The 25,929-nt window shown below is 70.6% G+C and carries 19 protein-coding genes; 8 read left to right on the forward strand and 11 right to left on the reverse strand.

What is annotated here, in order from left to right; all coding sequences use genetic code 11:
* Positions 1 to 669 precede the first annotated feature (669 nt).
* From BYZ73_RS22325 to BYZ73_RS01125, 3 genes are read left to right on the forward strand one after another with little or no spacing between them, the layout of a single operon-like run.
* On the forward strand, positions 670 to 3,981 hold the full coding sequence (locus tag BYZ73_RS22325) for a contractile injection system tape measure protein (RefSeq protein ID WP_146746245.1): 3,312 nt from the start codon (positions 670 to 672) through the stop codon (positions 3,979 to 3,981).
* Entirely contained in the window at positions 3,974 to 5,347 is a 1,374-nt protein-coding gene (locus BYZ73_RS01120) for an ATP-binding protein (protein ID WP_112314569.1), read from the forward strand. The genes BYZ73_RS22325 and BYZ73_RS01120 overlap by 8 nt, the downstream gene beginning before the upstream one ends.
* On the forward strand, positions 5,344 to 8,628 hold the full coding sequence (locus BYZ73_RS01125; protein ID WP_112314570.1) for a hypothetical protein: 3,285 nt from the start codon (positions 5,344 to 5,346) through the stop codon (positions 8,626 to 8,628). Before BYZ73_RS01120 ends, BYZ73_RS01125 begins: the two co-directional genes overlap by 4 nt.
* A gap of 70 nt (positions 8,629 to 8,698) precedes the next feature.
* Here BYZ73_RS01125 and guaB read toward each other — a convergent pair whose 3' ends face one another.
* The 4 genes from guaB to BYZ73_RS01145 all read right to left on the reverse strand — a co-directional run bounded on the left by guaB (position 8,699) and on the right by BYZ73_RS01145 (position 12,331).
* Positions 8,699 to 10,147, reverse strand: coding sequence for an IMP dehydrogenase (gene guaB, locus BYZ73_RS01130; protein ID WP_112314571.1), 1,449 nt, complete (start codon positions 10,145 to 10,147; stop codon positions 8,699 to 8,701).
* Between the two features lie 186 nt (positions 10,148 to 10,333).
* Positions 10,334 to 10,612 (reverse strand): N(2)-fixation sustaining protein CowN, encoded by a 279-nt coding sequence (gene cowN / locus BYZ73_RS01135; RefSeq protein WP_108023721.1) that lies wholly within the window; start codon positions 10,610 to 10,612, stop codon positions 10,334 to 10,336.
* A gap of 74 nt (positions 10,613 to 10,686) precedes the next feature.
* The gene (locus BYZ73_RS01140) at positions 10,687 to 11,316 is read right to left on the reverse strand and encodes a Crp/Fnr family transcriptional regulator (protein ID WP_108023571.1); all 630 of its coding nucleotides are present in this window, start codon (positions 11,314 to 11,316) and stop codon (positions 10,687 to 10,689) included.
* Between the two features lie 43 nt (positions 11,317 to 11,359).
* Positions 11,360 to 12,331, reverse strand: a complete 972-nt coding sequence (locus tag BYZ73_RS01145) for a TDT family transporter (protein WP_112314572.1) — start codon at positions 12,329 to 12,331, stop codon at positions 11,360 to 11,362.
* Between the two features lie 142 nt (positions 12,332 to 12,473).
* On the opposite strand from BYZ73_RS01145, the gene dctP reads away from it, so the two are divergent.
* The 3 genes from dctP to BYZ73_RS01160 all read left to right on the forward strand — a co-directional run bounded on the left by dctP (position 12,474) and on the right by BYZ73_RS01160 (position 15,651).
* Positions 12,474 to 13,478 carry a TRAP transporter substrate-binding protein DctP gene (gene dctP, locus BYZ73_RS01150; protein ID WP_112314573.1) on the forward strand — a complete coding sequence of 335 codons (1,005 nt, stop codon included), beginning with the start codon at positions 12,474 to 12,476 and terminating at the stop codon, positions 13,476 to 13,478.
* Between the two features lie 130 nt (positions 13,479 to 13,608).
* Entirely contained in the window at positions 13,609 to 14,241 is a 633-nt protein-coding gene (locus BYZ73_RS01155; protein ID WP_108023577.1) for a TRAP transporter small permease subunit, read from the forward strand.
* Positions 14,242 to 14,250: 9 nt separating this feature from the next.
* Entirely contained in the window at positions 14,251 to 15,651 is a 1,401-nt protein-coding gene (locus tag BYZ73_RS01160; protein ID WP_112314574.1) for a TRAP transporter large permease, read from the forward strand.
* Between the two features lie 9 nt (positions 15,652 to 15,660).
* Here BYZ73_RS01160 and BYZ73_RS01165 read toward each other — a convergent pair whose 3' ends face one another.
* The 7 genes from BYZ73_RS01165 to BYZ73_RS01195 form a co-directional block, all read right to left on the reverse strand.
* The gene (locus tag BYZ73_RS01165; RefSeq protein WP_112314575.1) at positions 15,661 to 16,206 is read right to left on the reverse strand and encodes a hypothetical protein; all 546 of its coding nucleotides are present in this window, start codon (positions 16,204 to 16,206) and stop codon (positions 15,661 to 15,663) included.
* Between the two features lie 108 nt (positions 16,207 to 16,314).
* Positions 16,315 to 16,869, reverse strand: coding sequence for a hypothetical protein (locus tag BYZ73_RS01170; RefSeq protein WP_108023583.1), 555 nt, complete (start codon positions 16,867 to 16,869; stop codon positions 16,315 to 16,317).
* A gap of 114 nt (positions 16,870 to 16,983) precedes the next feature.
* Positions 16,984 to 18,078 carry an ABC transporter ATP-binding protein gene (locus BYZ73_RS01175; RefSeq protein ID WP_112314576.1) on the reverse strand — a complete coding sequence of 365 codons (1,095 nt, stop codon included), beginning with the start codon at positions 18,076 to 18,078 and terminating at the stop codon, positions 16,984 to 16,986.
* Positions 18,078 to 19,712: an alpha-amylase family glycosyl hydrolase gene (locus tag BYZ73_RS01180; protein WP_112314577.1), complete on the reverse strand. Its 1,635-nt coding sequence runs from the start codon at positions 19,710 to 19,712 to the stop codon at positions 18,078 to 18,080. The genes BYZ73_RS01175 and BYZ73_RS01180 overlap by 1 nt, the downstream gene beginning before the upstream one ends.
* A gap of 10 nt (positions 19,713 to 19,722) precedes the next feature.
* Entirely contained in the window at positions 19,723 to 20,862 is a 1,140-nt protein-coding gene (locus BYZ73_RS01185; protein ID WP_112314578.1) for a carbohydrate ABC transporter permease, read from the reverse strand.
* The gene (locus BYZ73_RS01190) at positions 20,862 to 21,842 is read right to left on the reverse strand and encodes a carbohydrate ABC transporter permease (RefSeq protein ID WP_108023591.1); all 981 of its coding nucleotides are present in this window, start codon (positions 21,840 to 21,842) and stop codon (positions 20,862 to 20,864) included. The genes BYZ73_RS01185 and BYZ73_RS01190 overlap by 1 nt, the downstream gene beginning before the upstream one ends.
* Positions 21,843 to 21,917: 75 nt before the next feature.
* Positions 21,918 to 23,282, reverse strand: a complete 1,365-nt coding sequence (locus tag BYZ73_RS01195; protein WP_112314579.1) for an ABC transporter substrate-binding protein — start codon at positions 23,280 to 23,282, stop codon at positions 21,918 to 21,920.
* 312 nt (positions 23,283 to 23,594) lie between these two features.
* Between BYZ73_RS01195 and BYZ73_RS01200 the strand changes: the two genes are divergently transcribed.
* Both BYZ73_RS01200 and BYZ73_RS01205 read left to right on the forward strand, forming a co-directional pair.
* Complete coding sequence (locus tag BYZ73_RS01200; protein WP_112314580.1) at positions 23,595 to 24,932, forward strand: GH1 family beta-glucosidase; 1,338 nt, start codon at positions 23,595 to 23,597, stop codon at positions 24,930 to 24,932.
* Positions 24,929 to 25,870, forward strand: a complete 942-nt coding sequence (locus BYZ73_RS01205; protein WP_181497928.1) for a glucokinase — start codon at positions 24,929 to 24,931, stop codon at positions 25,868 to 25,870. Before BYZ73_RS01200 ends, BYZ73_RS01205 begins: the two co-directional genes overlap by 4 nt.
* Positions 25,871 to 25,929: the final 59 nt, after the last annotated feature.

Consider the following 25,929-nt stretch of genomic DNA (forward strand, 5'->3'; position numbering starts at 1 on the left):
GCCCGCGCGCCGTCTGCGGTACAGACGCCGCCGGGCCCCTCCTCGGGCCGCGAAACCCCAGACCTTCCGCCGACGGAACGCCCCCCGCATGACCGGCCCGACGCCACTGCGCGGCACGGCGTCCCCGAGCGCCATCCGGCCTCACCGCAGCGGTCGCTGCAGGACGATGCAAACCGGCGTGAACCGACGCGACCGGTCGCTCCCGCGGCAGGGTCTTCCCCGGAGCGCTCGATCGGGGCCCCCGCGCCGCCGCAGGCCGAAACCGCGGAAGGGTCTGCCCCCGGATCCGGCGCGCGGGAACTCGACCAGGCTCCGCAGCCCGACCGCGCCCGGACGACCGGCGAGGCCCGCGACCTGAAGGGCTTCGCCTCGCGTCAGGACCCCGATGAGGCCGACGACACAGGCGCCGGATCGAAGACCGCGACGGCGGCGGGCACCGGGCAACAGACCGACACCCCGGCCCCAACCGCGCGCTCCGACCCAGCGGCCCTGCCCCGCGAGGCATTGGGCGACGAAAGGCCGATCCCGGCAGACCGGTCTCGGCAAGGCCACCGGCCGGGCGGCGCAAGCGCATCGCAAACGCCTTCGCAATCAGGCCTCGCGGATGCCGTTTCAGATGCCCCGACACCGCCGAACGACACCGCCTCCGCCGCCTCGGCCAGGCCCGGGATGGTCGGACGCCAGCGCGCGGCCCGGCGGCTGGTTCCGGCGCTTGGCGGCGAGAGCGCCCGCCTTCGGCCCACGCCCGAAACCCTTGACCGCATCGCGGCGCAACTGAGATTCGCCCCCCCGCCCGAGACCCTGGCCGCGCTGGCCTCCGGGGGGGCGGCCGCCCGCGCTGCGGCGCAGGCGCTCCGGCAGGCGACGATCGGCCGCCCTGGCGGGGCCGACCCGATTCTGGCGGGGCTCGCCCCGGACGACATCGCCCGGCTGATCGCGGCGCTTCTGCCCAAGGGCGCGCAAGCCCTGTCGGAGGCGGTCGCGGCACTGGACCGAACCGCGCGCGATCCGGTCTCGGCCCGGCGCGCCGTGGCGCAGGCCCTGCTTGAAACCCGGCCGGTCGATCTCGACGCCGCCCGTGCCCTCGCGCCGAAGGTTCCCGGCGCCCGCGCCCTCGCCGACCTGTTGGCGCTGGCCGGCGCATCGCCAGGCCGTGTCACGCCCGCCCCGGCCCTGCCGGGCGACGCCACGCCCGGCGCTCCTGGCCGCGACCGTGCCGCGCAAACCGGCGAAGCTCCTGATGCGACCCGCGATGCTGCAAGTCCCGGCCAGCCGGCGGAAGATCGGTCCGGCGCGTCGGACAACGGAGCCTTTGCGGCGCCCCCGGCGCAGACCGCCCCCCCCGAACGCAAGGCGGATGCCCCGGACGCAGGTCCCGAAACGCTTGGGTCCGGCCCCGCCGCAGAGGGTCCGCCTGCCGCGACGCCCCAAACGGGGCCGCAAGGGATCTCGGATCGCGCGGCGTCTAAGACCGGCTCTGCCGATGGCGGGCACGCGGCCGACCGCGCGACCCCTGCCGCGCATGCGGTACAGGCCGATCCGGCGGGACCACGGCCCGGCGAGCCCGGCGAGAAACCGGATGCCCCCGTGACCGGCGCGACGACCGACCCCGGCCCCCAGCCGGGTGGGTCGGCGCGGGCGGAGCCGGGCGAGGCGGCCGGCGACGGCACCGGGCCCGACGCCGGGATCCTGGAAGCTGCGGCCAGGAACCGGCGCGATCCGAAACCGACAGGCTCTGCGGAGGGGGCAAGGCGCGCGGCCGGAAACGGCCCGGACAAAGCCGCACTGCCCGGGCCGCGGTCTGCCGATGGCGGGCACGCGGCCGATCGCGCGACCCCTGCCGCGCATGCGGCACAGGCCGATCCGGCGGGACCACGGCCCGGCGAGCCCGGCGAGCAACCGGATGCCCCCGTGACCGGCGCGACGACCGGGCCCGACCCCCAGCCGGGTGGGTCGGCGCGGGCGGAGCCGGACAAGGCGGCCGGCGACGGCACCGCTCCCGACACCGGGATCCTGGGGGCTGCGGCCAGGAACCGGCGCGATGCGAAACCGACAGGCTCTGCGGAGGGGTCAGGGCGCGCGACCGGAAACGGCCCGGACAAAGGCGCACTGCCCGGGCCGCGGTCTGCCGAGGGCGGGCACGCGGCCGATCGCGCGATCCCTGCCGCGCATGCGGCACAGGCCGATCCGACGAAACAACGGCCCGGCGAGCCCGGCGAGAAACCGGATGCCCCCGTGACCGGCGCGACGACCGACCCCGCCCCCCAGCCGGGCGAGGCGGCCGGCGACGGCACCACTCCCGACGCCGGGTTCCTGGGGGCTGCGGCCAGGAACCGGCGCGATCCGAAACCGACAGGCTCTGCGAAGGGGTCAAGGCGTGCGACCGGAAACAGCCCGGACAAAGCCGCACCGCCCGGGCCGCAGAGTGACGCCGATGTCGCGGCGCGCGCGGGTCGATCGCGCGGCCCCGAGGGGAACGCACCCCGGCAGGATGCAGAGGGCAGCCCCGGGGCGGACCCGGCAACGCCGTCCGCTGGCGCGGCACGCGACGGATGGTCTGGCCATCTGCTTGGGCACGATGCTCGGCCCTTGCCCGAGACGCGCGGTCCGGCGGGGCGCGGGGACCGGTCCGCGCCGGCCGGATCGGCCGGACATGCCACGGCGAAGGAGCGCCCGTCCGACGCCGCGCAACGACGCGCCTCCGGGTCCCCGCCCGAGCGGAGCGGCGCACCGGATCCGTCTCGGATCGAGGCCCTCGCCGGGCGGGATCTCCCCGAGGCGCCCAAAGGCAAGCCTCTTGACGGACCCGCCGGTCCGTCCGTGCCGAGGACGGCCGAAACCGCTCGGCCGGATCCGGCGGCCGCCCCCGGGACAGGCAAGACCGGACAGGCCCGCGCCGATGCAGAAAACGCCGCCCGGCCCGGGGCAGACAGCCCTGCGGATGGGCCGCCCGATCCGGCCCGCCCGTCCCTCGCCCATGCCGAGGCGGCCGATGCCGCCCCCGCGGCGACAGAGGCACCCGGACCAGCAGATGCGCTACCAGAGACCGAAGCGCGGGAGGCGGCACTGGCGGGACTTTACGAGGCGGCGCTTGGGGATGGGGCCTCGACGGTGCGCGGCATGCTGGACCAGATCGCCGGGGCGCTGCCCGTGGCCCTGACGTCCCCCCTGGACCGCGATGGGCTCGACGCCGCCAAGCTGGCCGCCGCGCTCGTCGCCGGTCCGGGGCCGGGCGCGCCCGGGCGGGCGGCCGAGGCCTTCCTTCAGGCGCTCTCCCCCGATGAGGCAGAGCGGGTCGTGGTGTTGCGCAGCCTTGCCGCCCGGCTGGGCTACGCCGCACCCGCGCCCGGACCGCAGGGCGCGCTGCGCCGCACCGCCCGGGCGGCGGTCGAGGACCTGCTGAGGGCCGCCGCGCCCGCCCCCGCACCGGCCCGCGCCGCGCCGCCTGCCGGGACCGCCTCCGAGGCGGCCACGCACAGCCTGACCGAGCGCGCCGGGCTCGTGCTGTTTCACCCCTATCTGCGGATGCTCTTCGACCGGCTCGGGCTGATCGAGGCCCGGCAGATCCGCGCCGATGGCCTGCCCCGCGCCGCTGCCGTGCTGGCCGCCCTGGCCGAGGCCCAGCCCGCACAGCGCCTGCCCGACCCGCTGGAACGGCTGCTGCTGGGGCTGCCCGACGGTGCCCGGCCCGAGCCTTGCCCCACGCTGGCCCCGGCCGAAACCGCGCTGATCGACAGCCTGCTCCGCAGCGTCATCGGGCAATGGACCCGGCTGGGCAAGACCTCGCCCGAGGGGCTGCGCGCCACCTTCATCCGCCGCCGCGGCCTGATCGGCACCGACGACCGCGGCGCGCCCCGGCTGACGGTCGCGCCCGGACCGTTCGACATGCTGCTGGACGGGTTGCCCTGGGCGCTGGGACCGATCCGGCTGCCCTGGATGCCCGAGGCGCTGAGCGTGATCTGGAGAAAAGACGATGACTGAGCGCCCGCCCGTTCTCGCGCCAGGGGCCGATCCCCATGCCGAGGCGCTGAAGGCCGAGCTGGGCTGGCTGGCCGACACCGTCACCGCCCGGCTGACCCATTTCTTCGAAGGCAGCGCCACGCCCTTCGCCCTGCCCGATCCGCCCGCGCTGCCCGGAGACTCAGCGCTGGCGCGGCTGATCGACGGCGCGGGGCTCGACGCGCCTGCCCGGCTGGTTCTGGCGCTGGCGCTGGCGCCGCATCTGGCGCCAGCCGCCCTCGATCCGTTCTTCGTCAAGAATTCGGCCATCGACCGGGTGTTCTCCGAATTCGGCGCGGCGCGGGGCGAGGCGCAGGCGGGCGGCCCGGGCTTTGCCCCGAGCGCGGTCACAGCCCTGTTCCTGCTGGGCGGGGCCGATGCCGCGGCGCGGATCTCGGCGATGGCGCTGTTCGCGCCCGACCATCCGCTGCGCGCGGCGGCCGGGCTGACCGTGGGCGCGGTCGCAGACCCTGGCGGCGCCACGCTTCTGTCGGGGCCGCTGACCCTGCCGCCGCACCGGGTGCTGACGCTCTGCGCCGGGCACCCGCCCCGGCCCGATTATGCGCCGGGCTTTCCGGCCAAGCGGCTGACCACCCGGCTTGACTGGGACGAGCTGATCCTGCCGCAGGGCGTCAAGCACAGCATCGAGCATCTGGTCGCCTGGTACACCCATCGCGCCCTGATCCGCGAGGAGTGGGGGCTGGCGCGCCGGGTCGGCGCCGGGTTCAAGGCGCTCTTCTACGGGCCGGCCGGCACCGGCAAGACGCTGACGGCGGCGATGCTGGGCAAGCGTACCGGGCTCGATGTCTACCGGATCGACCTGTCGATGGTGGTCTCGAAATACATCGGCGAGACCGAAAAGAACCTCGCCCAGGTCTTCGACATGGCCGAGATGAACGACTGGATCCTGTTCTTCGACGAGGCCGATGCGCTGTTCGGCACCCGTGGCCAGGGCGGATCGGCCAATGACCGCTATGCCAATCAGGAAGTGGCCTATCTGCTGCAACGGATCGAGGACTGCCCCGGTCTGGTGATCCTGGCCACCAACCTGCGCAACAATATCGACGACGCCTTCTTCCGCCGGTTCCAGACGGTGGTGGGCTTTCCCCGCCCCGATGCGGGGCTGCGCCGCGCGCTCTGGGCCAGCATACTGGAACGCGTACCGCTGGCGCCCGATGTCGATCTCGACGCGCTGGCGCAGGGCCACGAGCTGGCGGGCGGGTCGATTACCAATGTGGTGCATCACGCCACGATCAGCGCGCTCCGGCGCGGCGCCGAGACGGTCAGCGCGCACGATCTCGCGCAGGCGATCTCGACCGAGATGCGCAAGGAAGGACGCACCGCATGACCAAAGCCCCGCTTCTTTGCCTTCTGGCCCTGATGGCCACGCTGGCCTGGGCGGCGCCCGGCGCGGCGCGGGCCGATTGCACCGATCTTGCGGCGCTGAGCGAATTGCCGCCCGCGGCGGGCAGCATCGACCAGATCCAGCGCGGGCTGCGCAGCGCGCTGCGCGACCCCAGCAGATACCTGCGCGACGGCAAGCTTGGCCCCTACACCAAGCAGGCGCTGGTGCGGCTCTGCCGGGCGGTGCCGCTGGGGCTGGGGCGCGACAGCGTCGCGGGCACGCTGGAACTGGCGGCCGATTATGGCGCGCTGGCACGGTCCGACGCGCATTGGCAACCGCGCGCGGTGGCCCCGGCGCTGGCCGCGCGGCTGGGCGCGATCCCCGAGACCGGCGCGAACCGGCTGGCGCTGCAACTGGCCGGACCGCCCGCGCTGGCCATCAGCGCGCTCGAGGACTGGCAGAAGGGTGCGGCCTGCGCGGGCCTGTCCGAGGCCGCCCTGTCGGACGAGGCGCGCGCCGGGCTGGCCGCGCTGACTGCGGTCGGGGCCTGGCCCGACACCGACGCGCTTTGCACCGGGCTGACCCCGGTCCCGAATGCGCTGGGCGATCAGGCGGTGGCCGCGGCGCTGGCCGCCTATGGCCGGATCGAGGCAGGCTTTCCCGGCGCGGTCGCGCGGCTGGTCTCGCCGGGGTTTTCCGACTGGCTGGTCGCGGGTCAGGCGACGCGGGTGCCGCGCCTGATGGGCTCGGACGCGGCGGCGGTGGCGCTGATAGCCGAATACCGGCCGAGCCTCTCGCCCGCCACCCAGGCCGATGAGACCGTCGAGGCGGACGAACCGGCCTCTTGCGCCGAGCCGGTCAGCCGCACCGTGCTGGACTATACCGCCTTCGACGCGGCCGATTACCAGACGCTGATCGCGCCCGTTGACGTCAAGACGGCTCTGGCCGGGCTCGACGGCAAGACCTTCGCCAGCGCCGCCGACCTCGGCGCCGCCATCGACGCGGCGCTTTCCGGTCAGCTCACGCGCTGCGCGCTGGACGAGATCCGCGCGCTGGTCACCGGGCCCTCGCATCTGGGCCTGCGCTTCGGGCTCGATCCGGCGGCGGCCGCGAACATGACGCTGAACCCCGACCTGGTCGCGGCCTCGGGCGCGGTGGCCCCGCTGGTCGGGCTGTCGACCCCGGTGCGCAAGACGCTCGAGACCGCTGCCGAGGCCGCCATCCGCAAGGCCGTGCGCGCCGAGTTCGAGGCCGAGATCGAGGTCGCCGCAGACACGCTGGCGGGCGCCGCCGAAGAGATCGTGCCCGGGCTCGACACCCGGCCCGAGGGCGTGCCGGAATTCCCCGAGCTTCCGGTCGGGACCCCGCTGGGCGTGACCGACGCCACCGACAGCGCGGTGCAGGCGGCGGTCAAGGATGCCGATTTCCAGCAGGCGCTACTGAACGCCGATTACGCGCCCGCCCCCAACGCCGAGGTGCTGAAGGGCGACGTGCGCCGGTTGCTGGACCCGATCGCCGCGCGCAAGGTCGAAGAGATCGTCAGGACCGCCATGACCGAGCTCGTGGCCGCCATCGACGACACCTGGCTCATGACCCCCGACCTGAGCGCGGCGATCCTGGGGCTCGACGCGGTCGCCGCTGCGCAAAGCCTCGACATCCCCGAGGCGACGGCGCTGGCGCTGGAACAGCTGGTCGGGTTGACCTACCCCAATCAGCGGCTTTTCGCGGCGGCGGTCGATGCGGTCCCGCCGCCCGTCCCCTACGGCCAGTTCGAGGCGGTCAAGCGGCAGGCGCGGCAGGCGGCCTTCCGCACCGTGACCCGCGCCGAGGCGCAGGCCGCGCGCTCGGCCGAGGCGTTGGCGCTGCCGGGCTGCGGCTGCGTCGAGCCGAGGCTCGATCATGCCGAGGTCTATGCCTTCTACCCGTTCTGGATGCTGCCCCGGACGCCCGCCGCGCCCAAGACGGCGGAGGCCGACAGCGCGCCCCCCGCGCCCGACCCGCTCAATCAGGTCGATTTCGGGCTGGTCAGCCGGGTCGCGCTTTACGGCTACGAGATCGCCTATGGCGAAGGCACCCGGCAGGCCGACTTCCCGGACGAATCCGACTGGAGCGCGATGCGGCGCGATTTCATTCAGGCAGCGCATCGCCACCGTGCCCGCGCCGATCTGGCGATCACCCTGACCGGCTGGCAGGACTGGACCGATTTCCAGATCGAGACCGCGGTGCAGCAGATCCTGCGCTTTTCGGCGCCCTTCCCCCGGATCGCCGACAACACCTTCAAGGCGCTGGCCGAGGGCTATCCCACGATCTTCGACGCGCCCCGCCCCGACGGGGTGACGCTGATCTTTCGCGGCTATTCCGGCGGCAAGGACAACGACCCGGCGGCCGGGCGGCTGCAACAGATCGTGTCGCGCAGCCATGAGGGCCTCGCGGCGCGCGGGCAAAGCGTCAATCTGGGGCTCGATCTGGACCTGATCGGCAGCGGCATCGACACGCCGCTGATGAACGATTTGCGCGCGATTCTGGTGCCGCCGACGCCGATTGCCGAACCCGACGACCCCGATGACGGCGCCGAATCCGCCGCCAGCGCCGCGCGCGGCCCCGAGCCGCCGGTCGAGCGCATCCTGATCTTCATGGAACGCCCGACCTCGGATGCCAAGAAGACCCTGCGCGCGCGGCTGGAACATGGCGATTTTCGCGGCCCCGAACGCACCGAGGTCCTGCGCCGGATCGTGCCGGTGCTGCCACCGACCGGCCACCGCGAGGTCGAGCGCCGGCCGCGCAGCGATCTGGACCCCAACGACCACCCCGAGGATTTCAGCCAGTTCCGGGACGATCTGGTCTATTTCCAGGATAATTTCGGCGGCATCGGCTTCTGGCCCGCGCCCGACCCGACCACCGGGGAAAGCCAGACGCTGCGGCGGATCTTCAACGAGCTCTGGATCGAGCCGGTGCTGCCGGGCTTTCTGGCCTCGCTGAGCGTGCTTTGCGCCTGGATCTGCCCGCACCGCGCGGTGCTGCTGACCGGGGCGGCGCTGATCGCGCTGGCGACGGCGGGGCTGGTCTGGCGGTCCTTCTACAGCGGTGTCGCCGACCGGCTGGCCTTCCGCTGGAAGCTGGCCTGGATCGGCGTTGCGCTGGTGATCCTGATCCTGACGGCGCTGACGGTCTGCGACCCCGAGGCGGTGGTGGCACCCACCGGGCTGGCGGCGACGCTTCTGGGTCTGGCGCTGCTGATCGGCTTCACCGCCTATCAGCGGGCGCGGAACGGGCCGAAGCCCTGAGCGCGAAACGTGAAACGCCCGGCCGCTAGGGCCGGGCGTGTCGGGTCAGAGTGTCAGGCCGCCGCGGCGGTCACATGATCCGGTAGTTCGGGCTTTCCCGGGTGATCTGCACGTCGTGGACATGGCTTTCCTTCAGCCCCGCGCCAGTGATCCGCACGAAGTTGCAGTTCTTGCGCATCTCCTCGACCGTGGCGCAGCCGGTATAGCCCATCGCGGCGCGGAGCCCCCCCACCAGCTGGTGAACGACGGCGCTGGCCGGGCCCTTGTAGGGCACCTGCCCCTCGATCCCTTCGGGCACCAGCTTGTCCGAGGCCGCGTCCTTCTGGAAATAGCGGTCGGCCGAGCCCCGCGCCATCGCGCCCAAGGACCCCATACCCCGGTATTCCTTGAAGGACCGGCCCTGATAGAGCACGACCTCGCCCGGGGATTCGTCGGTGCCCGCGATCATCGAGCCGACCATGGCGCAGGAGGCCCCCGCCGCGATCGCCTTGGCGAAATCGCCCGAATACTTGATGCCGCCATCGGCGATCACCGGCACGTCGCCCGCCGCGGCCGCGCAATCCATGATCGCGGTCAGTTGCGGCACGCCGACGCCCGCCACCATCCGCGTGGTGCAGATGGACCCCGGGCCGATGCCGACCTTGACCGCATCCGCGCCCGCGTCGATCAGGGCCTTGGTCGCCTCGGCGGTCGCGACGTTGCCCGCCATGATCTGAACGCTGTTGGTGGCCTTCCTGAGCCGCTCGACCGCCTTCGCGACGCCCTCGGAATGGCCATGCGCGGTGTCGATGACGATCATGTCGACGCCCGCCTCGACCAGCGCCAGCGAGCGTTCGAACCCGGCATCCCCCACCGTGGTCGCCGCAGCGACGCGCAGTCGGCCAAGCTCGTCCTTGACGGCCTGCGGGTTCAGCACCGATTTCTCGGTATCCTTCAGCGTCAGCAGCCCGGTCAGCTTGCCCGCCGCGTCGGTGATCAGAAGCTTTTCGATCCGCCGCGCCTTCATCAGGTTCAGCGCCTCGGCCCGGTCGACGGGCTCGCGCAGCACGGCAAGGTCGCGACAGGTCATCATCGCGCTGACCGGGGTCGCATCGCTGGAGGCGAAGCGCATGTCGCGGTTGGTGAGGATGCCGACCACATGGCCGCGCTCGTCGACCACCGGAAAGCCCGTGAAGTTGTAGCGCTCGATCATCACCTTGGCATCGCCCAGCGTCTGGTCGGGGCGCAGCGTGATCGGGCTGTAGACGACCCCGGATTCGAACCGCTTGACCCGGCTGACCTCGCGCGCCTGTTCTTCCACCGTCAGGTTGCGGTGGATCACGCCGATCCCGCCCGCCTGGGCCATGGCGATGGCCATCCGGCCCTCGGTCACGGTATCCATTGCCGAGGACAGAAGCGGGATGTTGAGCCGGATCGTGCGGCTGACCCGGGTCGAGGTATCGGCCTGGCTGGGCAGCACGGAGCTGGCGGCGGGAACGAGAAGGACGTCGTCGAAGGTGAGGGCCTCGCGAATCTCCATGGGGGTCTCCTGGGGGAGTTTTCGTTTGGCGCTTCCCTATTTCACGCGAGGGGAGAAAAGGAAAGGGGCAATCGCCAGAGCCCTCCCGGGTACGCCCTTATGGCCGCGCCCTCGCGGGCGCGGTGCCTCCGGCGGGGGTATTTCCGCCAAGAAGAAAACGCGGCGGGCGGCCTGTGGCGGGCCCGCTCAGCAGCAGTTCTGTTCGAGATCGTACAGAAGCTCTTCGGCGGCGCTGTCGCCCAGTTCCTCGAAGAAGGCGTAGAGGCTGTTCACCTGGCTGCCGACGAAATGCAGGTTGTCATTGCCCATGCGGGCCTTCTCGGTCAGCTTCTTGTCGAAATAGCCGACCCAGCGGGACTGGCTGGTCGCCATATGCGCGGCCAGCATGGCCAGCAGGCGGTCGGCCTTGCGGTCGCAATCGATGCCGCAGAAGGTCACGTAACGGTCGGGGGTCTGGTCGGTCATGGCCATGCGCTCCTCTTCCGGGGCCGGGACTTGGGGGACCGGGTGCTGATAGGCGAGCGCGGGGACCAGTTCTGTCAGCCAGCCGACAGTTCGGCCAGCTCTTCCAGCCGGGCGATGTCGCACAGCGCCAGATGGCGGCGGTCGGGACGGGCCAGCACGCCCTCGCGGATCAGCTTGTTGATCAGGGTCGAGAGCGTCTGCCGCGAGGTGCCCAGCGCCGAGGCAAGGGATTCGGTGCTGTCGATCAGCCGGATCCGGTCGCTGTGCTGCAGCCGCCGTTCGCCCAGCAGAAACCGCGCGAGCCGGGATTCGACCGGGCGGAAGGCCAGATCCTCGATCAGGTTCATGGCGCCATGCAGAAGCTGGCCAACCTCGCGGAAGGCGGCAAGCCCCAGCGCGGGCTGGCGGGTGACGAGTGCCAGCATCTCGCTGACCGGCCAGGAGACGACCGTGCTGGGCGCCAGCGCCTCGATCCAGGCGCGGGTATGGGTGACATAGATCCCGCCCGGGCGCAGATAACCGATGGTCAGCTCGCGCGCCGCCCCGTTCAGGCAGATCCGCGCCAGCCCCGCGTCCAGCACGAACAGCCGGTCGGGCCCGTCGCCCGGGCGCGCGATGGCCTCGCCCGGCTGGAACCGGCGGCGCAGCCCGCCGGGCAGTTCGGCCAGCCAGGCGGAATGGGGAAAGGGCGCGGACTCGGTCATGGCAGGAGCCTAGCGCGGGCGCGCGGCCCATGGCCAGAGAGGCTCAGACCCGCGCGGCATTGGTCTGCGCACCGAGCTTGCCTTTTGCCCAGGCCTGCATCACCCACAGAAGGATCGGCGGGATCGCCAGCGTCGCCGCGACCAGGCTGACGCCGCCCGCGATGCGGAAGAGATCGCCCAAGGGCTCCGCTGTCCCGGCCAGCGCCAGCATCAGGCTCGCGAAGGCTGCCATCGGGAAGGTGAACGCCCCCCAGAGCGGCGAGACTCCCGAAGCCAGGATCCAGCGCGCGCCTGCGAGCATCAGGAGAAGCAGGAGCACGGCCAGTGCGGCCGCCGCCAGCGCCAGCGGCATCAGGCCGAGCGACGCGGCCACGGTGCCGATCAGGCAGGCGGGTGCCAGGTGGATCGCCAAAAGCGGCCGCAGCGGCGCGGGCACGCTCAGGCGCCGCGCCTGAACGAGGCTGGCCGCCCAGATCGCCAGCGCCATCGCGGTCGTGCCGTAAAGGAGGACGGTCGCAAGCCCGGTATGGCCCAGCGGCACGGCGGGCAGGCAGGCGACGATGAAGCCCACGAAATGCAGATGCCAGACCGGCGTGACGCGGCGTTGCTCGGCCGGACCCGTGGCCAGCCCCCGGATCAGAACCGCCAAAAGCGCCAGATGCAGCCCGAGCCCGGCCCAGAGCAGCGCCTCGGCCAGCACAGGGGCCAGCGACACCAGCGCGGCCGACAGAAGATAGACCGACAGCACCGAGGCCGACAGCCCGGCGCGGCCCGGAAGCACCCGCAGATCCTCGGCCAGAACGCCCGGGCGGCGCCCGAACTTCAGCGCGTAAGCGACAACCATGAAAAGAAAAAGGAGCGTGACCGCGCCCAGGATCAGATCGCCCGCGGCGCCCGGCACGCCGAAGGGATCGACCGCCCGGCGCCAGGCCAGCCCCAGCCCCAGCGCACCGAGGACCGGCGGGAAGATCGCGGGCGGGGTCTGGGTGCCGAAACGGGGGCGCGGGGTGAACATATCGGGTCTCTCCTGGCGGGTCGGTCCCGGTGTGCCATGCCGCCGCCGCCCCGGCAAGCCGGACGCCGCCCGCGCGAGTTTTTGCTTTACCGGCGCGCCGCGCCCGTTACTCTGAGCCGGGGAGATCAGGGAGGATCCACCGATGAAAACCGCGATCGGCGCCGTGGCGCTGGCCGCCTTCGGCTGCTGTCTTGCGGGCGAAGCGCTGGCCGAAACCTGGAATGTCTCGCTTTGGGGCAAGCGGCGCGCCTTTACCGAAAACGTCGAGAAACTGGCCGAGCTGGTCAACCAGAAGACCGGGGGCGAGTTCACGCTGTCGCTGTCCTATGGGGGGCTCTCGAAGAACACCGAGAACCTTGATGGCATCCAGATCGGCGCCTTCGAGATGGCCCAGATCTGCGCGGGCTATCACCGCGACAAGAACCCGACGCTGACCGTGCTGGAGCTGCCCTTCCTGGGCGTCGACAGCCTGGAACAGGAACGCGACCTGTCGATGGCACTGTACCGCCATCCCGCGGTGGTGGCGGATCTGGCGCGCTGGAACGCGACGCTTCTGATGCCGACGCCGATGCCGCAATACAATTTCGTGGGCGTCGGCGAGCCGCCCCGCAAGCTGGCCGATTTCAACGGCATGACGGTGCGCGCGACCGGCGGTATCGGCGAGGCGATGGAGATCATCGGCGCGGTGCCGACCTCGATGGACGCGACCGAGGTGCGCCAGGCGCTGGATTCCGGCGTGGTCAAGGCGGTGTCCTTCGCGCCGCATGCGCATATGTCCTTCGGCACCATCGACACCGGCACCTGGTGGACGACGAACCTGAACCCCGGCACCGTGAACTGCCCGGTGGTGGTCAACAGCGACGCGCTGGCGGGGCTGTCCGAAGCCCATCGCAAGGCGCTGCTGGGGTCCGTCGACGAGGCGCTGGCGCATTACATCGACTATTACAACTCCGAGACCATGTCGCGCTGGGGACCGGCGCTCGACGAGCGCGGGATCGAGCGGATCACCTTCGCGCCCGAGGCCATGGCCGAGTTCCGCGAGGCGGCGGCCGGCCCCGTGGCCGCGGCCTGGATCGAGGAAATGACCGCCCGCGGCCTGCCCGCGCAGGAGCTTTACGACACCGTGACCGGGCAGATCGGGAACTAGGCCCGCAGACCTGCCCGGGGTGCGGTCCGGGCCGGGCGGCGCACCCTGCCCGGCCCGGTGTGCCTTGCACCGCCGCCTGACGGTCCGGGCCCGCGCCCGAACCGCCCCCCCCCAAGCCAAGGAGAGACCGATGGCCATCCATGCCCCCGTGCTGGAGGATGACAGCCCGCTCTCGCGGCTCGACCGCGGACTTTTCGTTCTGGAGCGCCAGCTGGCGCTGGTCGCGGGCCTTGCGGTCTTTGCGCTGATGCTGCTGGCCGTGGTGTCGGTCGGGGGCCGGCATTTCTTCAACCAGCCGCTGGCGGGCTATGTCGACTGGATCCAGCAGGGCATGCCGCTGATCGCGTTTCTGGGCATTGCCTATACCCAGCGGGATGGCGGCCATATCCGGATGGACATTCTGGTGGCCCGGCTGTCGGGCCGGGCCTTGTGGGCGGCCGAGGCGGTGACGACGCTGGCCATGCTGATCGTCATGGCCCTGCTGGTCTGGGGCAGCTTCGCCCATTTCCAGCGCAGTTTCGACTGGGGCGCGCCGCTCTTCAGCCGGGACAGCTCGATCGACATCAACCTGCCGCTCTGGCCCGCCAAGCTTCTGGCGCCGGTCGCCTTTTCGGTCCTGTGCCTGCGCCTTGCGATCCAGCTCTGGGGTTATGGCCGGGCCTTCGTTCTGGGGCTGGCGGCGCCCGTCGCGGTGCCGCTGGTGGTGTCCGTGGCCGATCAGGCGGCGGCCGAGGCGGGCCATGTCTCGGGCGCGGACGACTAGGGGGCGGGAATGGAACCGATCGACATCGGCCTTGCGGTCACGGGCATCCTCTTCGTCGTGGTGCTGCTGGGCATGCGGGTGGCCTTTGCCGCCGCGCTGGCGGGGCTTCTGGGGCTGATCTGGATCTTCTGGTCGAAGAAGGGCTATGATCCGCAGGAGTTCGGCTGGGCGCTGACGGTCGCGGTCAAGACGGCAGGCCAGGTGCCGCATTCGAAGGTGGCCAGCCAGGCGCTGAGCCTGATCCCCACCTTCATCCTGATCGGCTATCTGGCCTATTACGCGGGGCTCACCCGCGCGCTGTTCGACGCGGCGAAGAAATGGTTCGGCTGGCTGCCGGGCGGGCTTGCGGTCTCGACCGTCTTTGCCACGGCGGGCTTTGCCGCCGTCTCGGGTGCCTCGGTCGCGACCTCGGCGGTCTTTGCCCGGATCGCCATCCCCGAGATGCTGAAGATCGGCTATGACAAGCGCTTTGCCGCGGGCGTCGTGGCGGCGGGCGGCACGCTGGCCAGCCTGGTCCCGCCCTCGGCGATCCTTGTCATCTACGCCATCATCGTCGAGCAGGACGTGGGCAAGCTGCTGCTGGCGGGCTTCGTGCCCGGCATGGTCTCGGCCTGCATCTATGCGCTGCTGATCGTGGCGCTGGCGCTCACCTTGCCCCGCTTCGGCCCGGCCGTCCGGGGCTTTAGCTGGGGTCAGCGGTTCCGCGCCCTGCCCAAGGCGCTGCCGATCCTCTTCGTGGTCTGGACCATCGTCTTCTTCGTCTACAACCCCTTCGGCGGCGATGCCTGGGGCACGCCGACCGAGGGCGGGGCCATCGGCGCCTTCGTGATCTTCCTGATGGCGATCTGGCACGGCATGCGCTGGCCGCAATTCAAGGACGCGCTGCTGGAAACCGCCAAGCTGTCGGCGATGATCTTCACCATCATCTGGGGCGTGCTGATCTATGTGCGCTTCCTGGGCTTCGCCGATCTGCCGGGCGCGTTCTCGGACTGGATCACCGGGCTGAACCACCCGCCGATGCTGACGCTCGTCATGATCCTGCTGGCCTATGCGGTGCTGGGCATGTTCATGGACGCGATCGGGATGCTGCTGTTGACACTGCCCGTGGTCTATCCGGCGGTGATGGCGCTGAACGGGGGCGAGTATGTCTCGGCCGCCGACAGCGCCTTCGGCATGTCGGGGCCGATGTGCGCGATCTGGTTCGGCATCCTCGTCGTCAAGATGGCCGAGCTTTGCCTGATCACCCCGCCCATCGGGCTCAATTGCTTTGTGGTGGCGGGCGTGCGCGACGACCTGACGGTGCAGGACGTGTTTCGCGGCGTCGCCCCCTTCTTCGTGGCCGACGCCATCACCATCGCCGTTCTGATCGCGGTGCCGGGGATCGTGCTGTGGCTGCCAAGCTTTGCCTGAACGGGGCGGCTACGACACGCCCGCGACGCCCCCGGCCCGGGCCTCGGCACCAAGCGCGCGCAGGAAGGCCGCGATGTTCTCGCGCGCGGCGCCCTCATTGGCATAGCGCAGCCGCTCGGAGCCGAGAAACGACTCGCCCAGCCGCGCGGTATGGCGGGTGACGATCCGCCGTTCCCATCGGGTCTTTCCGGCGCGGTCCTGCAGCCGGTAGCGCACGGTCAGCCCGACCTGCATGTCGAGCCCGAACAGCGGCTGGGTGATCTCCTCGATCTCGGCCCTCAGCACATAGCGGCCCGAGGCGGAATAGGCCCCCGACAGCAGAAGCGCACTGCGCAGCGCAGCCTTGAAATCGGCATCGGCAATCTGCGAGGCCAGCGCCGGATTGGTATCCTTGCCGCCAGCGGTCTCGATGTCGGAAATCGCGCCGCGATGAGGGTTGCCTGCGGGCAGCGGCGCGATGGCGGCCGGGATCATCGCCGTTTCGTCCGCCCCATGGGCGCAGGCAGAAAGCAGCGCGCAAAGCGCGAGTGCGCCGAACGGGCGGGGCATCGGCATGGTCATCCTCCCAAAGGCTCCCAGAGCGGCCGCGCCGGGCGGCGTCCCGGGAAGCATGCCAGACCTTCGCGGTCCCGCAGGGCGACCCGTTGCCGCAACCGCCCCGGCTCAGAGCGGCCCGCCGGTCGGCGCGCCCTCGGCGCTGGCGCCGAGGCTGCGAAGCAGCAGCGCGATATTGTCCTTGGCGGCATTCTCGCTGGCGATCCGCAGCCGGTCCACGCCCCGCACCGCCTGGCCCAGCGGCGAAGTGTAAGAGGTCGTCACGGTCTGGTCGAAGACCGCGCGGCCGGTCGCGTCGTGGATGGTGTAATGCACCACCATCGCCACCTGCACCTTGGTGCCGGTCTGGGGCTGGGTCACGCTTTGCACATCGGCATTCAGCCGGTAGGCCCCGCCCGCGGTCAGGATCCCCGCCCGGGTCAGCGACTGCGCCAGATCGGACCGGAAGCCCGGCCCCGAGAATTCGGCGTTCCACATCGGATTTGCGACCAGCCCGTCGGTGCCGGTGACGGTGCCGACCGCATTCGCCCAGGCACTTCCGGGCGCGACCGGGCCGATCACGCCGGGCGCCATCGAGCCCATCGGCCCGGTCTGGACACAGGCCCCGAGCAACAGCAGCGGAAGCGCGACAAGCAGGGACCGGCGGGCCATCGAACGCGGCATCGGAGGGCATCCTTCCTTCATGGGGCGGCCCACCGGTACGCCCGGACGGACCTGTCGCGCCTTTCTCGAACGGGTCCCGCGCGCCGTCAAGCGCTGCCCGCGCGCCCCGGCGGGCTATCGCCAGAGCAGCGACCGCCCCCCGGCAAAGAGATGCACCCGGCCCGGATCGGCGGTCATCCTGAGGGTCTTGCCGCGCAGCCCGGCATGGACCCCGGACAGCTTGGCGATCACCGGATCGGCCTCGGGGTCTTCGCGTTCGAAATAAAGCTGGGTGACCTCGCCCAGGGCCTCGAGGATCTCGACCCGGCCCTCGAAGGCGTAATCCGCGCCATCGGTCGCCTCCATGTCCTCGGGGCGGATGCCGACCCGGACCTTGCGGCCCTTGTCGCCGGGCTCGGTCGGCACCCGCGCCCGGATCGCCCCGCCGCCCGCCGCCAGCCGCACCTCCGTCGTCTCGCCGGTCCCCGAAATGGCGCCCTCCAGCAGGTTCATCGCCGGGCTGCCGATGAACTGCGCCACGAATTCCGACCGCGGCTTCTCGTAAAGCTCGAGCGGCGGGCCGACCTGGGCCACGCCCTTGTCGGCCAGCACCACGATGCGGCTGGCCAGCGTCATCGCCTCGACCTGGTCATGGGTGACATAGATCATCGTGCTGTCGGGCATCGACTCCTTCAGCTGGGCGATCTCGATGCGTGTCGCCACGCGCAGCGCCGCGTCGAGATTCGAGAGCGGCTCGTCGAAGAGATAGACCTTGGGGTCGCGCACGATGGCCCGGCCGATGGCCACGCGCTGGCGCTGCCCGCCCGACAGCGCCTTGGGCAGCCGGTCGAGATAGGGCTCGATCTGAAGCCTGCGCGCGGCGCGCGTCACGGCGGCGTCGATCTCGTCGCGCGACTGCCCGGCGATCTTCAGCGCGAAGGCCATGTTGTCGCGCACCGTCATGTGCGGGTAAAGCGCGTAGGACTGGAACACCATGGCGATGCCGCGCTGGGCGGGCGGCACGTCGTTCACCCGCACCCCGTCGATCGTCAGCGTCCCCGCGGTGATCCGTTCGAGCCCCGCGATCATCCGCAGAAGCGTGGACTTGCCGCAGCCCGAGGGCCCCACGAAGACCACCAGCTCGCCGGTCTCGATCTCCAGATCGATCCCCTTCAGCACCTCGACCGCGCCATAGCTCTTGCCCACGCCGCTGAGTGTCAGACCCGCCATCACGCCCCCTTCCGCCGCAGCATCAGCGAGGGCTGCCACGGTCCAAGATGCACCAGCCCGTCGGCCCCCGGCCGGGCTGCGTTGATTTCGGCGCCAACCGGCAGCCAGTCGCCCTCGGGCGGGACCAGCGCGGCGGGCGTCTCGCCCAGATTGATCGCCACGAACATCTCGGCCGTCGCGTCATGGCGCCGGAAGGACAGCACATTGCCCTCGGCGCGCACCGCATCCATCGCGCCGCGCGCCAGCACCGGATTAGCATGGCGAAAGGCGATGGCCCGGCGGTAATGATGGATCGGCGCCTCGGGCGCGTGCTCCTGCGCCGTCACGGCCAGCCCGATATGGGTCTCGGGGATCGGCAGCCAGGTGCGCGGCGCGCGCGAGAACCCGGCATGCAGGTCCTCGGCCGCCCAGACCATCGGCGTGCGGCAGCCATCGCGCCCCTTGAATTCGGGCCAGAAGGCGATGCCGTAGGGGTCCTGCAACGCCTCGAAGGGCACCTCGGCCTCGGGCAGGCCCAGCTCTTCGCCCTGATAGAGACAGACCGTGCCCTTGAGGCAGAGCGTCAGCGTCAGGAACCCCCTGAGTGCGGCGGGCGACAGGCTCCAGCGGGTCGGGTGGCGCACGACGTCGTGGTTCGACAGCGCCCAGCAGACCCAGCCCTCCGCCGCGACCCGGTCGAGCCGCTCATAGACCTGCGCGATGCGGGCGGCGGTCAGCGGCGCGCTGCCGAGGAAATCGAAGGCATAGCACATCTGCACCTTGTCGCCGCCCGAGGTGTATTGCCCGAGGATTTCCAGATCGCTTTGCGCGTCGCCCACCTCGCCCAGGGCGATGGCTCCGTACTCGTTCAGAACGGCGCGAAATTTCCTCAGGAAGTCAATGTTTTCCGGCTGGTTCTTGTCGTAAAGGTGAAGCTGGTGATTGTAGGGGTTCACCCGGGGCGCGATATTGTCGTTGCGCTCTTCGGGCGGCAGCGGAGGATTGGACCGGAACTTCTTGTCACAAAAATAGAAATTGATGGTGTCCAGACGAAACCCGTCGACGCCCCGGTCCAGCCAGAACCGCGCGGTGTCGAAGATGGCCTGCTGCACCGCCTCGCAATGCAGGTTCAGATCAGGCTGCGAGGCCAGGAAATTATGCAGGAAATACTGCTCGCGCCCCGGGTCCCAGGCCCAGGCCGGGCCGCCGAAGATCGACAGCCAGTTGTTGGGCGGCGTGCCGTCGGGCCTGGGGTCCGACCAGACATACCAGTCGGCCCTCGGGTTGGTGCGGCTCGACCGGCTTTCGATGAACCAGGGGTGGCGGTCCGAGGAATGCGACAGAACGAGGTCGATCATCACCCTCAGCCCCCAGCCATGGGCGGCCGCGACCAGCGCGTCGAAATCGGCAAGGCTGCCGAACAGCGGATCGACATCGCAATATTCCGAGATGTCGTAGCCGAAATCCTTCATCGGCGAGGGGAAGAAGGGCGAGATCCAGATCGCGTCCACCCCCAGCGAGGCGACATGCGGCAGCCGCCGGATGATGCCCGGCAGATCGCCCACCCCGTCGCCATTCGAATCCTGAAAGCTGCGCGGATAGATCTGGTAGATCACCGCGCCCCGCCACCAGTCGGGATCGTCGTTCAGGGCCAAACCCGTCTCCTCATTTCACCGACCCGGCCAGCAGGCCGCGCACCAGATACCGTTGCAGCGCGAAGAACACGACCAGCGGCACCGCCATCGAGATGAAGGCCGCCGCCGCCAGGATGCCCCAGTCGCCCCCGCGCGACCCCAGAAGGTCGTCGGCGATCTTGACCGTCATCACCTTGGTTTCCGAGGCGGCGGGCAGGAAGACCTTGGCCACCAGCAGGTCGTTCCAGGTCCAGAGGAACTGGAAGATCGCGAAGCTCGCCAGTGCCGGAAAGCTCAGCGGCAGCACGATCCGGGTGAAGACCTGGAAATCGGTGGCGCCGTCGACCTTGGCGCTTTCGATGATGTCGCGCGGCAGCCCGGCCATGTAGTTGCGCAACAGATAGACGGCCAGCGGCAGGCCGAACCCGGTATGGGCGAACCAGATGCCCATGAAGCTTTGCCCGATCCCCACCGCCTGATGCAGCCGCAAAAGTGGCACCAGCGCCAGTTGCAGCGGCACCACCAGAAGCCCCACCACCGCCGCGATCAGCAGGCCGCGCCCCGGAAATTCCATCCAGGCCAGCGCATAGGCCGCGAAGGCCGCGATCAGGATCGGGATGACCGTGGCCGGGACCGTCACCGTCAGCGTGTTGATGAAGGCCCGGTCCATGCCGTCGGCGCCCAGCACCATGCGGTAGTTGTCGAGCGTGACCTTGGGCGGGGTCTCGGCCTCGAAATAGATCGTGGGGCCGCGCCGCCCGAAGGGCGCATCCGCCTCGGCCGTGAAACGGCCATCGGCCGCGACCGTCAGCCGGCCGCCGCCGCGCAGATCGGCGGTCGCGCCCGGCGCGAATTCGGCGGGCGCACGGCCCGTGACGCCGAACCCCGTGACCGTGCCCGACCCGGCGCTGTCCTCGCTGTCGAAGACATTGCCGCTCAGGACGACCCGTCCGTGGCGTTCGACCGCCGCGTCCGGATCGGTGCGCACCCGGTAGGTCTGTTCGACCGGCAAAGGCGCCTCCCACCAGCCCGAGGCCGAGATCTGGTCGCGGTCGCGGAAGGACGACACCAGCAGCCCCACGGTCGGCACCAGCCACAGCACGACCAGCGCCGCGACCGTCAGATGCACCGCCCAGCTCAGCCCCGATTTCGCCCCGGCATGGCTTTTCATCAGCGCATCTCCTTGCGGGCCTGAACGATGTTCCAGACCATCACCGGCAGCACGATCAGCATGATGACGAAGGCCACGGCGGTGGCGCGGCCATCATCCTTGAACATGTAGCTCATCATGTAGCTGGGCAGGATCTGGGTGCCGAAATTGCCCCCCGTCATGGTGTAGACGATGTCGAAGACCTTCAGCACCAGGATGGTGATGGTGGTCCAGACCACGACGATGGTGCCGGTGATCTGCGGCACCATCACCCGGAAGAAGATCTGGAACGGATTGGCCCCGTCGAGGATCGCGGCCTCGATGGTCTCGTCGGGGATGCCGCGCAGCGCCGCGGACAGGATCACCATGGCAAAGCCGGTCTGGATCCAGATCAGGATCGCCATCAGGAAGAAATTGTTCCAGAACGGGATCTGGATCACGTCGATGGGGTCCTGAAACCCGAGCCCGGCCCGAATCGCGTTGATCAGCCCGATATCGGCCTCGTTCGCATAGACGAATTTCCAGATCAGCGAGGCGCCCACGAAGGAAATCGCCATCGGCATGAAGATCATCGACTTGGCGATATTGCCCCAGCGGATGCGGTCGGTCAGCTGCGCCGCGATCAGCCCCAGAAAGGTCGAGGCCGCGGGCACCACCAGCACCCACAGAAGATTGTTGAAAAGCGCCGTGCGGAAGGCCGGATCGGCCGCCAGATCGGTGTAGTTGCCAAGCCCGATGAAGCTGCCGCCGTCGCGGTTGAAGAGCGAGCGCCAGAAGGACCCCACGACCGGATAGACCAGATAAAGCCCCAGCGCCGCCATCGCGGGCGCCATGAAGAGCCAGGGCCGCACCGCGTTCGCCCGCGAGATATTCGCCCCCGGATCGCGGCCGCGCGCCGGAAAGATCACCCGGTCGAGCATCAGGTTCGCCCCGTAGAAATAGCCCACGCAGCCCCCGACCCCGATCAGGATCGTCACCAGCCCCTGCAGCAGAGGCGACATCGGCACTCCTCCCGTTCTGGCCCGATCGTCGGGGCCGGATCTTCGTCCGGCCCCGGCCTGCCCTCGCGGCGCGCCCTAGCGGATCGAGCTCCAGCGCTGCTCGATCTCGTGCGCGGCGGTCTCGGCATCCTTGCGGCCGGTCGTGTAGTCGACCATGCCCTTCCAGAACGCGTCCGCCCCGACCTCGCCCGGCATCAGGTCGGACCCGTCGAAGCGGAAGGTCGTGGCGCTGGTCAGGATCTCGCCTTGGGCACGCATGGTCTCGGTCGCGTAGGCCTCGGGATTGGCGCCGGTGAAGGGCGTCAGAAAGCCCGACTGCGCCATCCAGACCTCATGGGCGATGGGCGTCTGCAGGAAGTCGATGAAGGCATGCGCCGCCTCGCTGTCGCGGGTGATCGCCCAGAGCGTGCCCGCCCCCAGAACAGGCGTGCCCAGATCGCGCTCGGCCGAGGCGGGGAAGTAGAAGAAATCGACATCAAGCCCGATTTCGGTGCCTTCGGGGAAATAGGTGTCGATGAAGCTGGCCTGCCGGTGCATGTAGCAGCCCGGCGGAAAGCTGAAGAGCCCGGCCGGGCTTTCGCGGAAATCGGTGGTCGCGACCGCCTGCGACCCGCCCTCGACGAAGGCGTCGTTCCGCGCGAACCAGCCATAGGCCTCGATCGCCCCGACCACCGCCGGGTCGTCGAACGGGATCTCGTGGCTGACCCAGGCATCATAGGTTTCAGGCGTCTCGCGGCGCAGCATCAGGTCCTCGACCCAGTCGGTGGCGGGCCAGCCCGTGGCCGCGCCGGACCCCAGCCCGATGCACCAGGGCGTGCCGCCATCCTCGGCGATCCGTTCGGTCAGCGCCTTCAGATCCTCCAGCGTCTCGGGGATCTCGTAGCCCGCCTCGGCGAAGGCGTCGGGCGCGTACCAGACCAGCGATTTCACGTCGATCTTGTAGAAGAAGCCGTAAAGCGCCTCGGCGCCGGTCTGGTCGGCATAGGTGCCGAGATCGACCCAGCTCTCGCCCGCGGCGTAGTTCTCGCGCACCCAGTCGGCGGTCTCCTCGCCCAGCGGCGTGAGAAACCCGCGCCGCGCCATGTCGGCCGCCAGCCCCGGCTGCGGGAATACCGCGATATTGGGCGCGGACCCCGCCTGGGCCGCGATCACGATATCCTGTTCGAAACTGTCCGAGCCCGAATAGCGCACCCGCGCGCCGGTCGCGGCCTCGAAATAGGCCAGAACGCTTTCGACCAGATCCTTGTCGGGCCCGATCCAGACGCCCGAAATGTCCAGCGTCTGGCCGTTCAGATCGTGGCTGTCGGCAAACGCCTCGAAGCCGTCCCACGAAAACCGCGCGTCCTCGCCCGGCGTGAATTTCAGCGCCTGCGCCCCGGCCGTCCCTGCGAACAGGGCCAGCGCGGCGGCCGTGGCACCGGCCATCCTGATAAGTTGCATCTCGACCTCCCCTCGGGCCCGCCCGCCGGCCGGCCCAGTCGTTGTCCAGTCGTTTTTCAGTCGTTTCCTGACGGTCTCTGTCGTCTTGGTGCACCCGTCCGGGGGCAGGCACGCCCCCGGGGGAGTCGTCCTCGAACGGTGGCCGATGGCTGCCGGGCTGTCAACCGAGGCGCGAGGCAGGGCCCCTGCACACCCCCCGAAACCGCCGTTCGGGACGGATGCTTGACGCCTTGGCCCTGTCACGCGAGCATGGAGGCCAGCCCCGCCCGAATAGCCCCGCCCGCCGCGACCGATCCCGCCCCGGAGGAGCCCATGACGCCCACCCGCGCCGATTTCCCGCCCGGCTTCCTGTTCGGAACCGCCACCTCCGCCTATCAGATCGAGGGCACGGGCGGCGCCGGGCCCTGCCACTGGGACAGCTTTGCCGCGACGCCCGGCAATGTCGCGGGGGCCGCCGACGGGCGGCGCGCCTGCGGCCATCTCGACCGCTATGCCGAGGATCTGGATCTTGTGGCGGCGGCCGGGTTCGACATCTACCGCTTTTCGACCTCCTGGGCGCGGGTGCTGCCCGAGGGCGCGGGGGCGCCCGATCCCGAGGGGCTCGATTTCTACGACCGGCTGGTCGACGCGACGCTGGCGCGCGGGCTGAAACCGGCGCTGACGCTGTATCACTGGGAGCTTCCGTCCCCGCTGGCCGACCGGGGCGGCTGGACCAATCGCGACACGGCGCTGCGCTTTGGCGATTTCGCGGCGCTGATGGCCGAGAGGCTGGGCGACCGGGTCTGGTCCTGGGCCACGCTGAACGAGCCCTGGTGCGCCGCTTGGCTTGGGCATTTCGCGGGCGTCCATGCGCCCGGCCTGCGCGACATCCGCGCCACGGCCCGGGCGATGCACCATCTGGCGCTGGGCCATGGGGTGGGTCTGGCAGCCCTCCGGGCCGGAGGCGTCGGCCAGATCGGGATCGTGCTGAATTTCGAACCCGCCTTCCCGGCCGACCGCGGCGAGGGCGTGCGCGCGGCGACGCTGCGCTATGACGCGGTCTTCAACCGCTTCTTCCTCGGGGGCGTGGCGCGCGGGGCCTATCCCGAACTGGCGCTCGAGGGGCTCGGCCCGCATCTTCCGCGCGGCTGGCAGGCCGATCTCGACGCCATAGGGGCGCCGATCGACTGGCTCGGCGTCAACTATTACACCGTCAAACGCATCACCCATGCCCCCGGCCCCTGGCCCAACTGGGCCGAGGTGCCGGGTCCGGGCCGCAAGACCGACATGGGCTGGGAAATCGCGCCGATGGCCCTGCCCGATCTCTTGCGCTGGATCAGCGGCAGCCATACCGGCGATCTGCCGCTTTACGTGACCGAAAACGGCATGGCCGCCCCCGATACGCCGGTCGCGGGCGAGACGGGCCCCGAAATCCATGACGAGGACCGCATCGCCTTTCTGTCCAGCCATCTCGCCGCGGCGCGCGAGGCCATCGCCGAGGGCGTGCCGCTCAAGGGCTATATCGTCTGGTCGCTGCTGGACAATTTCGAATGGGCCTTCGGCTACGGCAAGCGCTTTGGCCTCGTACATGTCGATTTCGAGAGCTTGCAGCGCACCCCCAAGGCATCTTACCACGCGCTGAAACGCATGCTGGAGGACCGAAGGCCGTGACCTCGCTCGTCGCCGATATCGGAGGCACCAATACCCGCGTCGCGCTGGCCGAGGGGCCGGTGCCGGTGCCGGGCTCGGTCCGGCGCTTTCGCAATGCCGACCACCCGGACCTGACCGACGTGCTGGCCGCCTATCTGGCCGAGGCGGGCTCGCCCGAGATCGACGGCGCCTGCGCGGCGCTGGCCGGGCCGGTGCGGCATGGGCGCGGCAAGCTGACCAACCTCGACTGGATCATCGAGGAAGACGCCATTGCCCGGGTCGCCGGGACCGGCCGCGTCAAGCTGCTGAACGACATGGCGGCGCAGGGACATGCGCTGGATCACATCGCGCCCGGGGCGCTGGAAACGGTGCTGGAGGGCCCGGCGCAGCCCGGCGGCCCGCGTCTGGTGATCGGGATCGGCACCGGGTTCAACGCGGCCGCGGTCCATGCCCTGCCCCATGGCACCCTCGTCACCGAGGCCGAGGCCGGGCAGGTGTCGCTGCCGGTCGGCGATGCCGAGACGCTGTCGCTGGCGCGCTTCCTCGCGGAACCCGACGGCTTCGCCCCGGTCGAGGAGGCGCTGTCGGGGCGCGGCCTGGGCCGGCTTTACGACTGGGCGACGGCCGAGGCGGGCACGCCCCGCCGGCTGGACGGCCACGGCGTTCTGGCCGCGCTCGACACCGATCCCGAGGCGCGCCGGGCGGCCGAGACTTTCGTACGGCTTCTGGGGACGGTGGCGGGCGATCTGGCGCTCAATCACCTGCCCTATGGCGGGATCTACCTGATCGGCGGCATGGCCTGTGCGGTCACGCCGCTGGCCTCCGGCATGGGGTTTGCCGAGGCGTTCCGCCGCAAGGGCCGGTTCGCGGAGCTGATGCGCGCCTTTCGCGTGTTAACCGTGACCGACGATTCCGCGGCCCTGACGGGTTGCGCGGGATATCTGGCAAGTGCCGAGTGAGACGACTGACCGCGTTTGCCGACGGCCTGCGGGCAGGCCAAAACGCAACCGGGGTGGAA

Source organism: Rhodovulum viride, assembly GCF_003265965.1.
Classification (GTDB): Bacteria; Pseudomonadota; Alphaproteobacteria; order Rhodobacterales; family Rhodobacteraceae; genus Rhodovulum; species Rhodovulum kholense.

Coding starts and splice junctions, on each gene's coding strand:
- BYZ73_RS01200 (WP_112314580.1), top strand. CDS start 23,595: ATGACGCCCACCCGCGCCGATTTCCCGCCCGGCTTCCTGTTCGGAACC.
- BYZ73_RS01145 (WP_112314572.1), bottom strand. CDS start 12,331: ATGTTCACCCCGCGCCCCCGTTTCGGCACCCAGACCCCGCCCGCGATC.
- BYZ73_RS01185 (WP_112314578.1), bottom strand. CDS start 20,862: ATGAAAAGCCATGCCGGGGCGAAATCGGGGCTGAGCTGGGCGGTGCAT.
- BYZ73_RS01140 (WP_108023571.1), bottom strand. CDS start 11,316: ATGACCGAGTCCGCGCCCTTTCCCCATTCCGCCTGGCTGGCCGAACTG.
- BYZ73_RS01125 (WP_112314570.1), top strand. CDS start 5,344: ATGACCAAAGCCCCGCTTCTTTGCCTTCTGGCCCTGATGGCCACGCTG.
- dctP (WP_112314573.1), top strand. CDS start 12,474: ATGAAAACCGCGATCGGCGCCGTGGCGCTGGCCGCCTTCGGCTGCTGT.
- BYZ73_RS01175 (WP_112314576.1), bottom strand. CDS start 18,078: ATGGCGGGTCTGACACTCAGCGGCGTGGGCAAGAGCTATGGCGCGGTC.
- BYZ73_RS01190 (WP_108023591.1), bottom strand. CDS start 21,842: ATGTCGCCTCTGCTGCAGGGGCTGGTGACGATCCTGATCGGGGTCGGG.
- guaB (WP_112314571.1), bottom strand. CDS start 10,147: ATGGAGATTCGCGAGGCCCTCACCTTCGACGACGTCCTTCTCGTTCCC.
- BYZ73_RS01165 (WP_112314575.1), bottom strand. CDS start 16,206: ATGCCGATGCCCCGCCCGTTCGGCGCACTCGCGCTTTGCGCGCTGCTT.
- BYZ73_RS22325 (WP_146746245.1), top strand. CDS start 670: ATGGTCGGACGCCAGCGCGCGGCCCGGCGGCTGGTTCCGGCGCTTGGC.
- BYZ73_RS01160 (WP_112314574.1), top strand. CDS start 14,251: ATGGAACCGATCGACATCGGCCTTGCGGTCACGGGCATCCTCTTCGTC.
- BYZ73_RS01155 (WP_108023577.1), top strand. CDS start 13,609: ATGGCCATCCATGCCCCCGTGCTGGAGGATGACAGCCCGCTCTCGCGG.
- cowN (WP_108023721.1), bottom strand. CDS start 10,612: ATGACCGACCAGACCCCCGACCGTTACGTGACCTTCTGCGGCATCGAT.
- BYZ73_RS01120 (WP_112314569.1), top strand. CDS start 3,974: ATGACTGAGCGCCCGCCCGTTCTCGCGCCAGGGGCCGATCCCCATGCC.
- BYZ73_RS01195 (WP_112314579.1), bottom strand. CDS start 23,282: ATGCAACTTATCAGGATGGCCGGTGCCACGGCCGCCGCGCTGGCCCTG.
- BYZ73_RS01170 (WP_108023583.1), bottom strand. CDS start 16,869: ATGCCGCGTTCGATGGCCCGCCGGTCCCTGCTTGTCGCGCTTCCGCTG.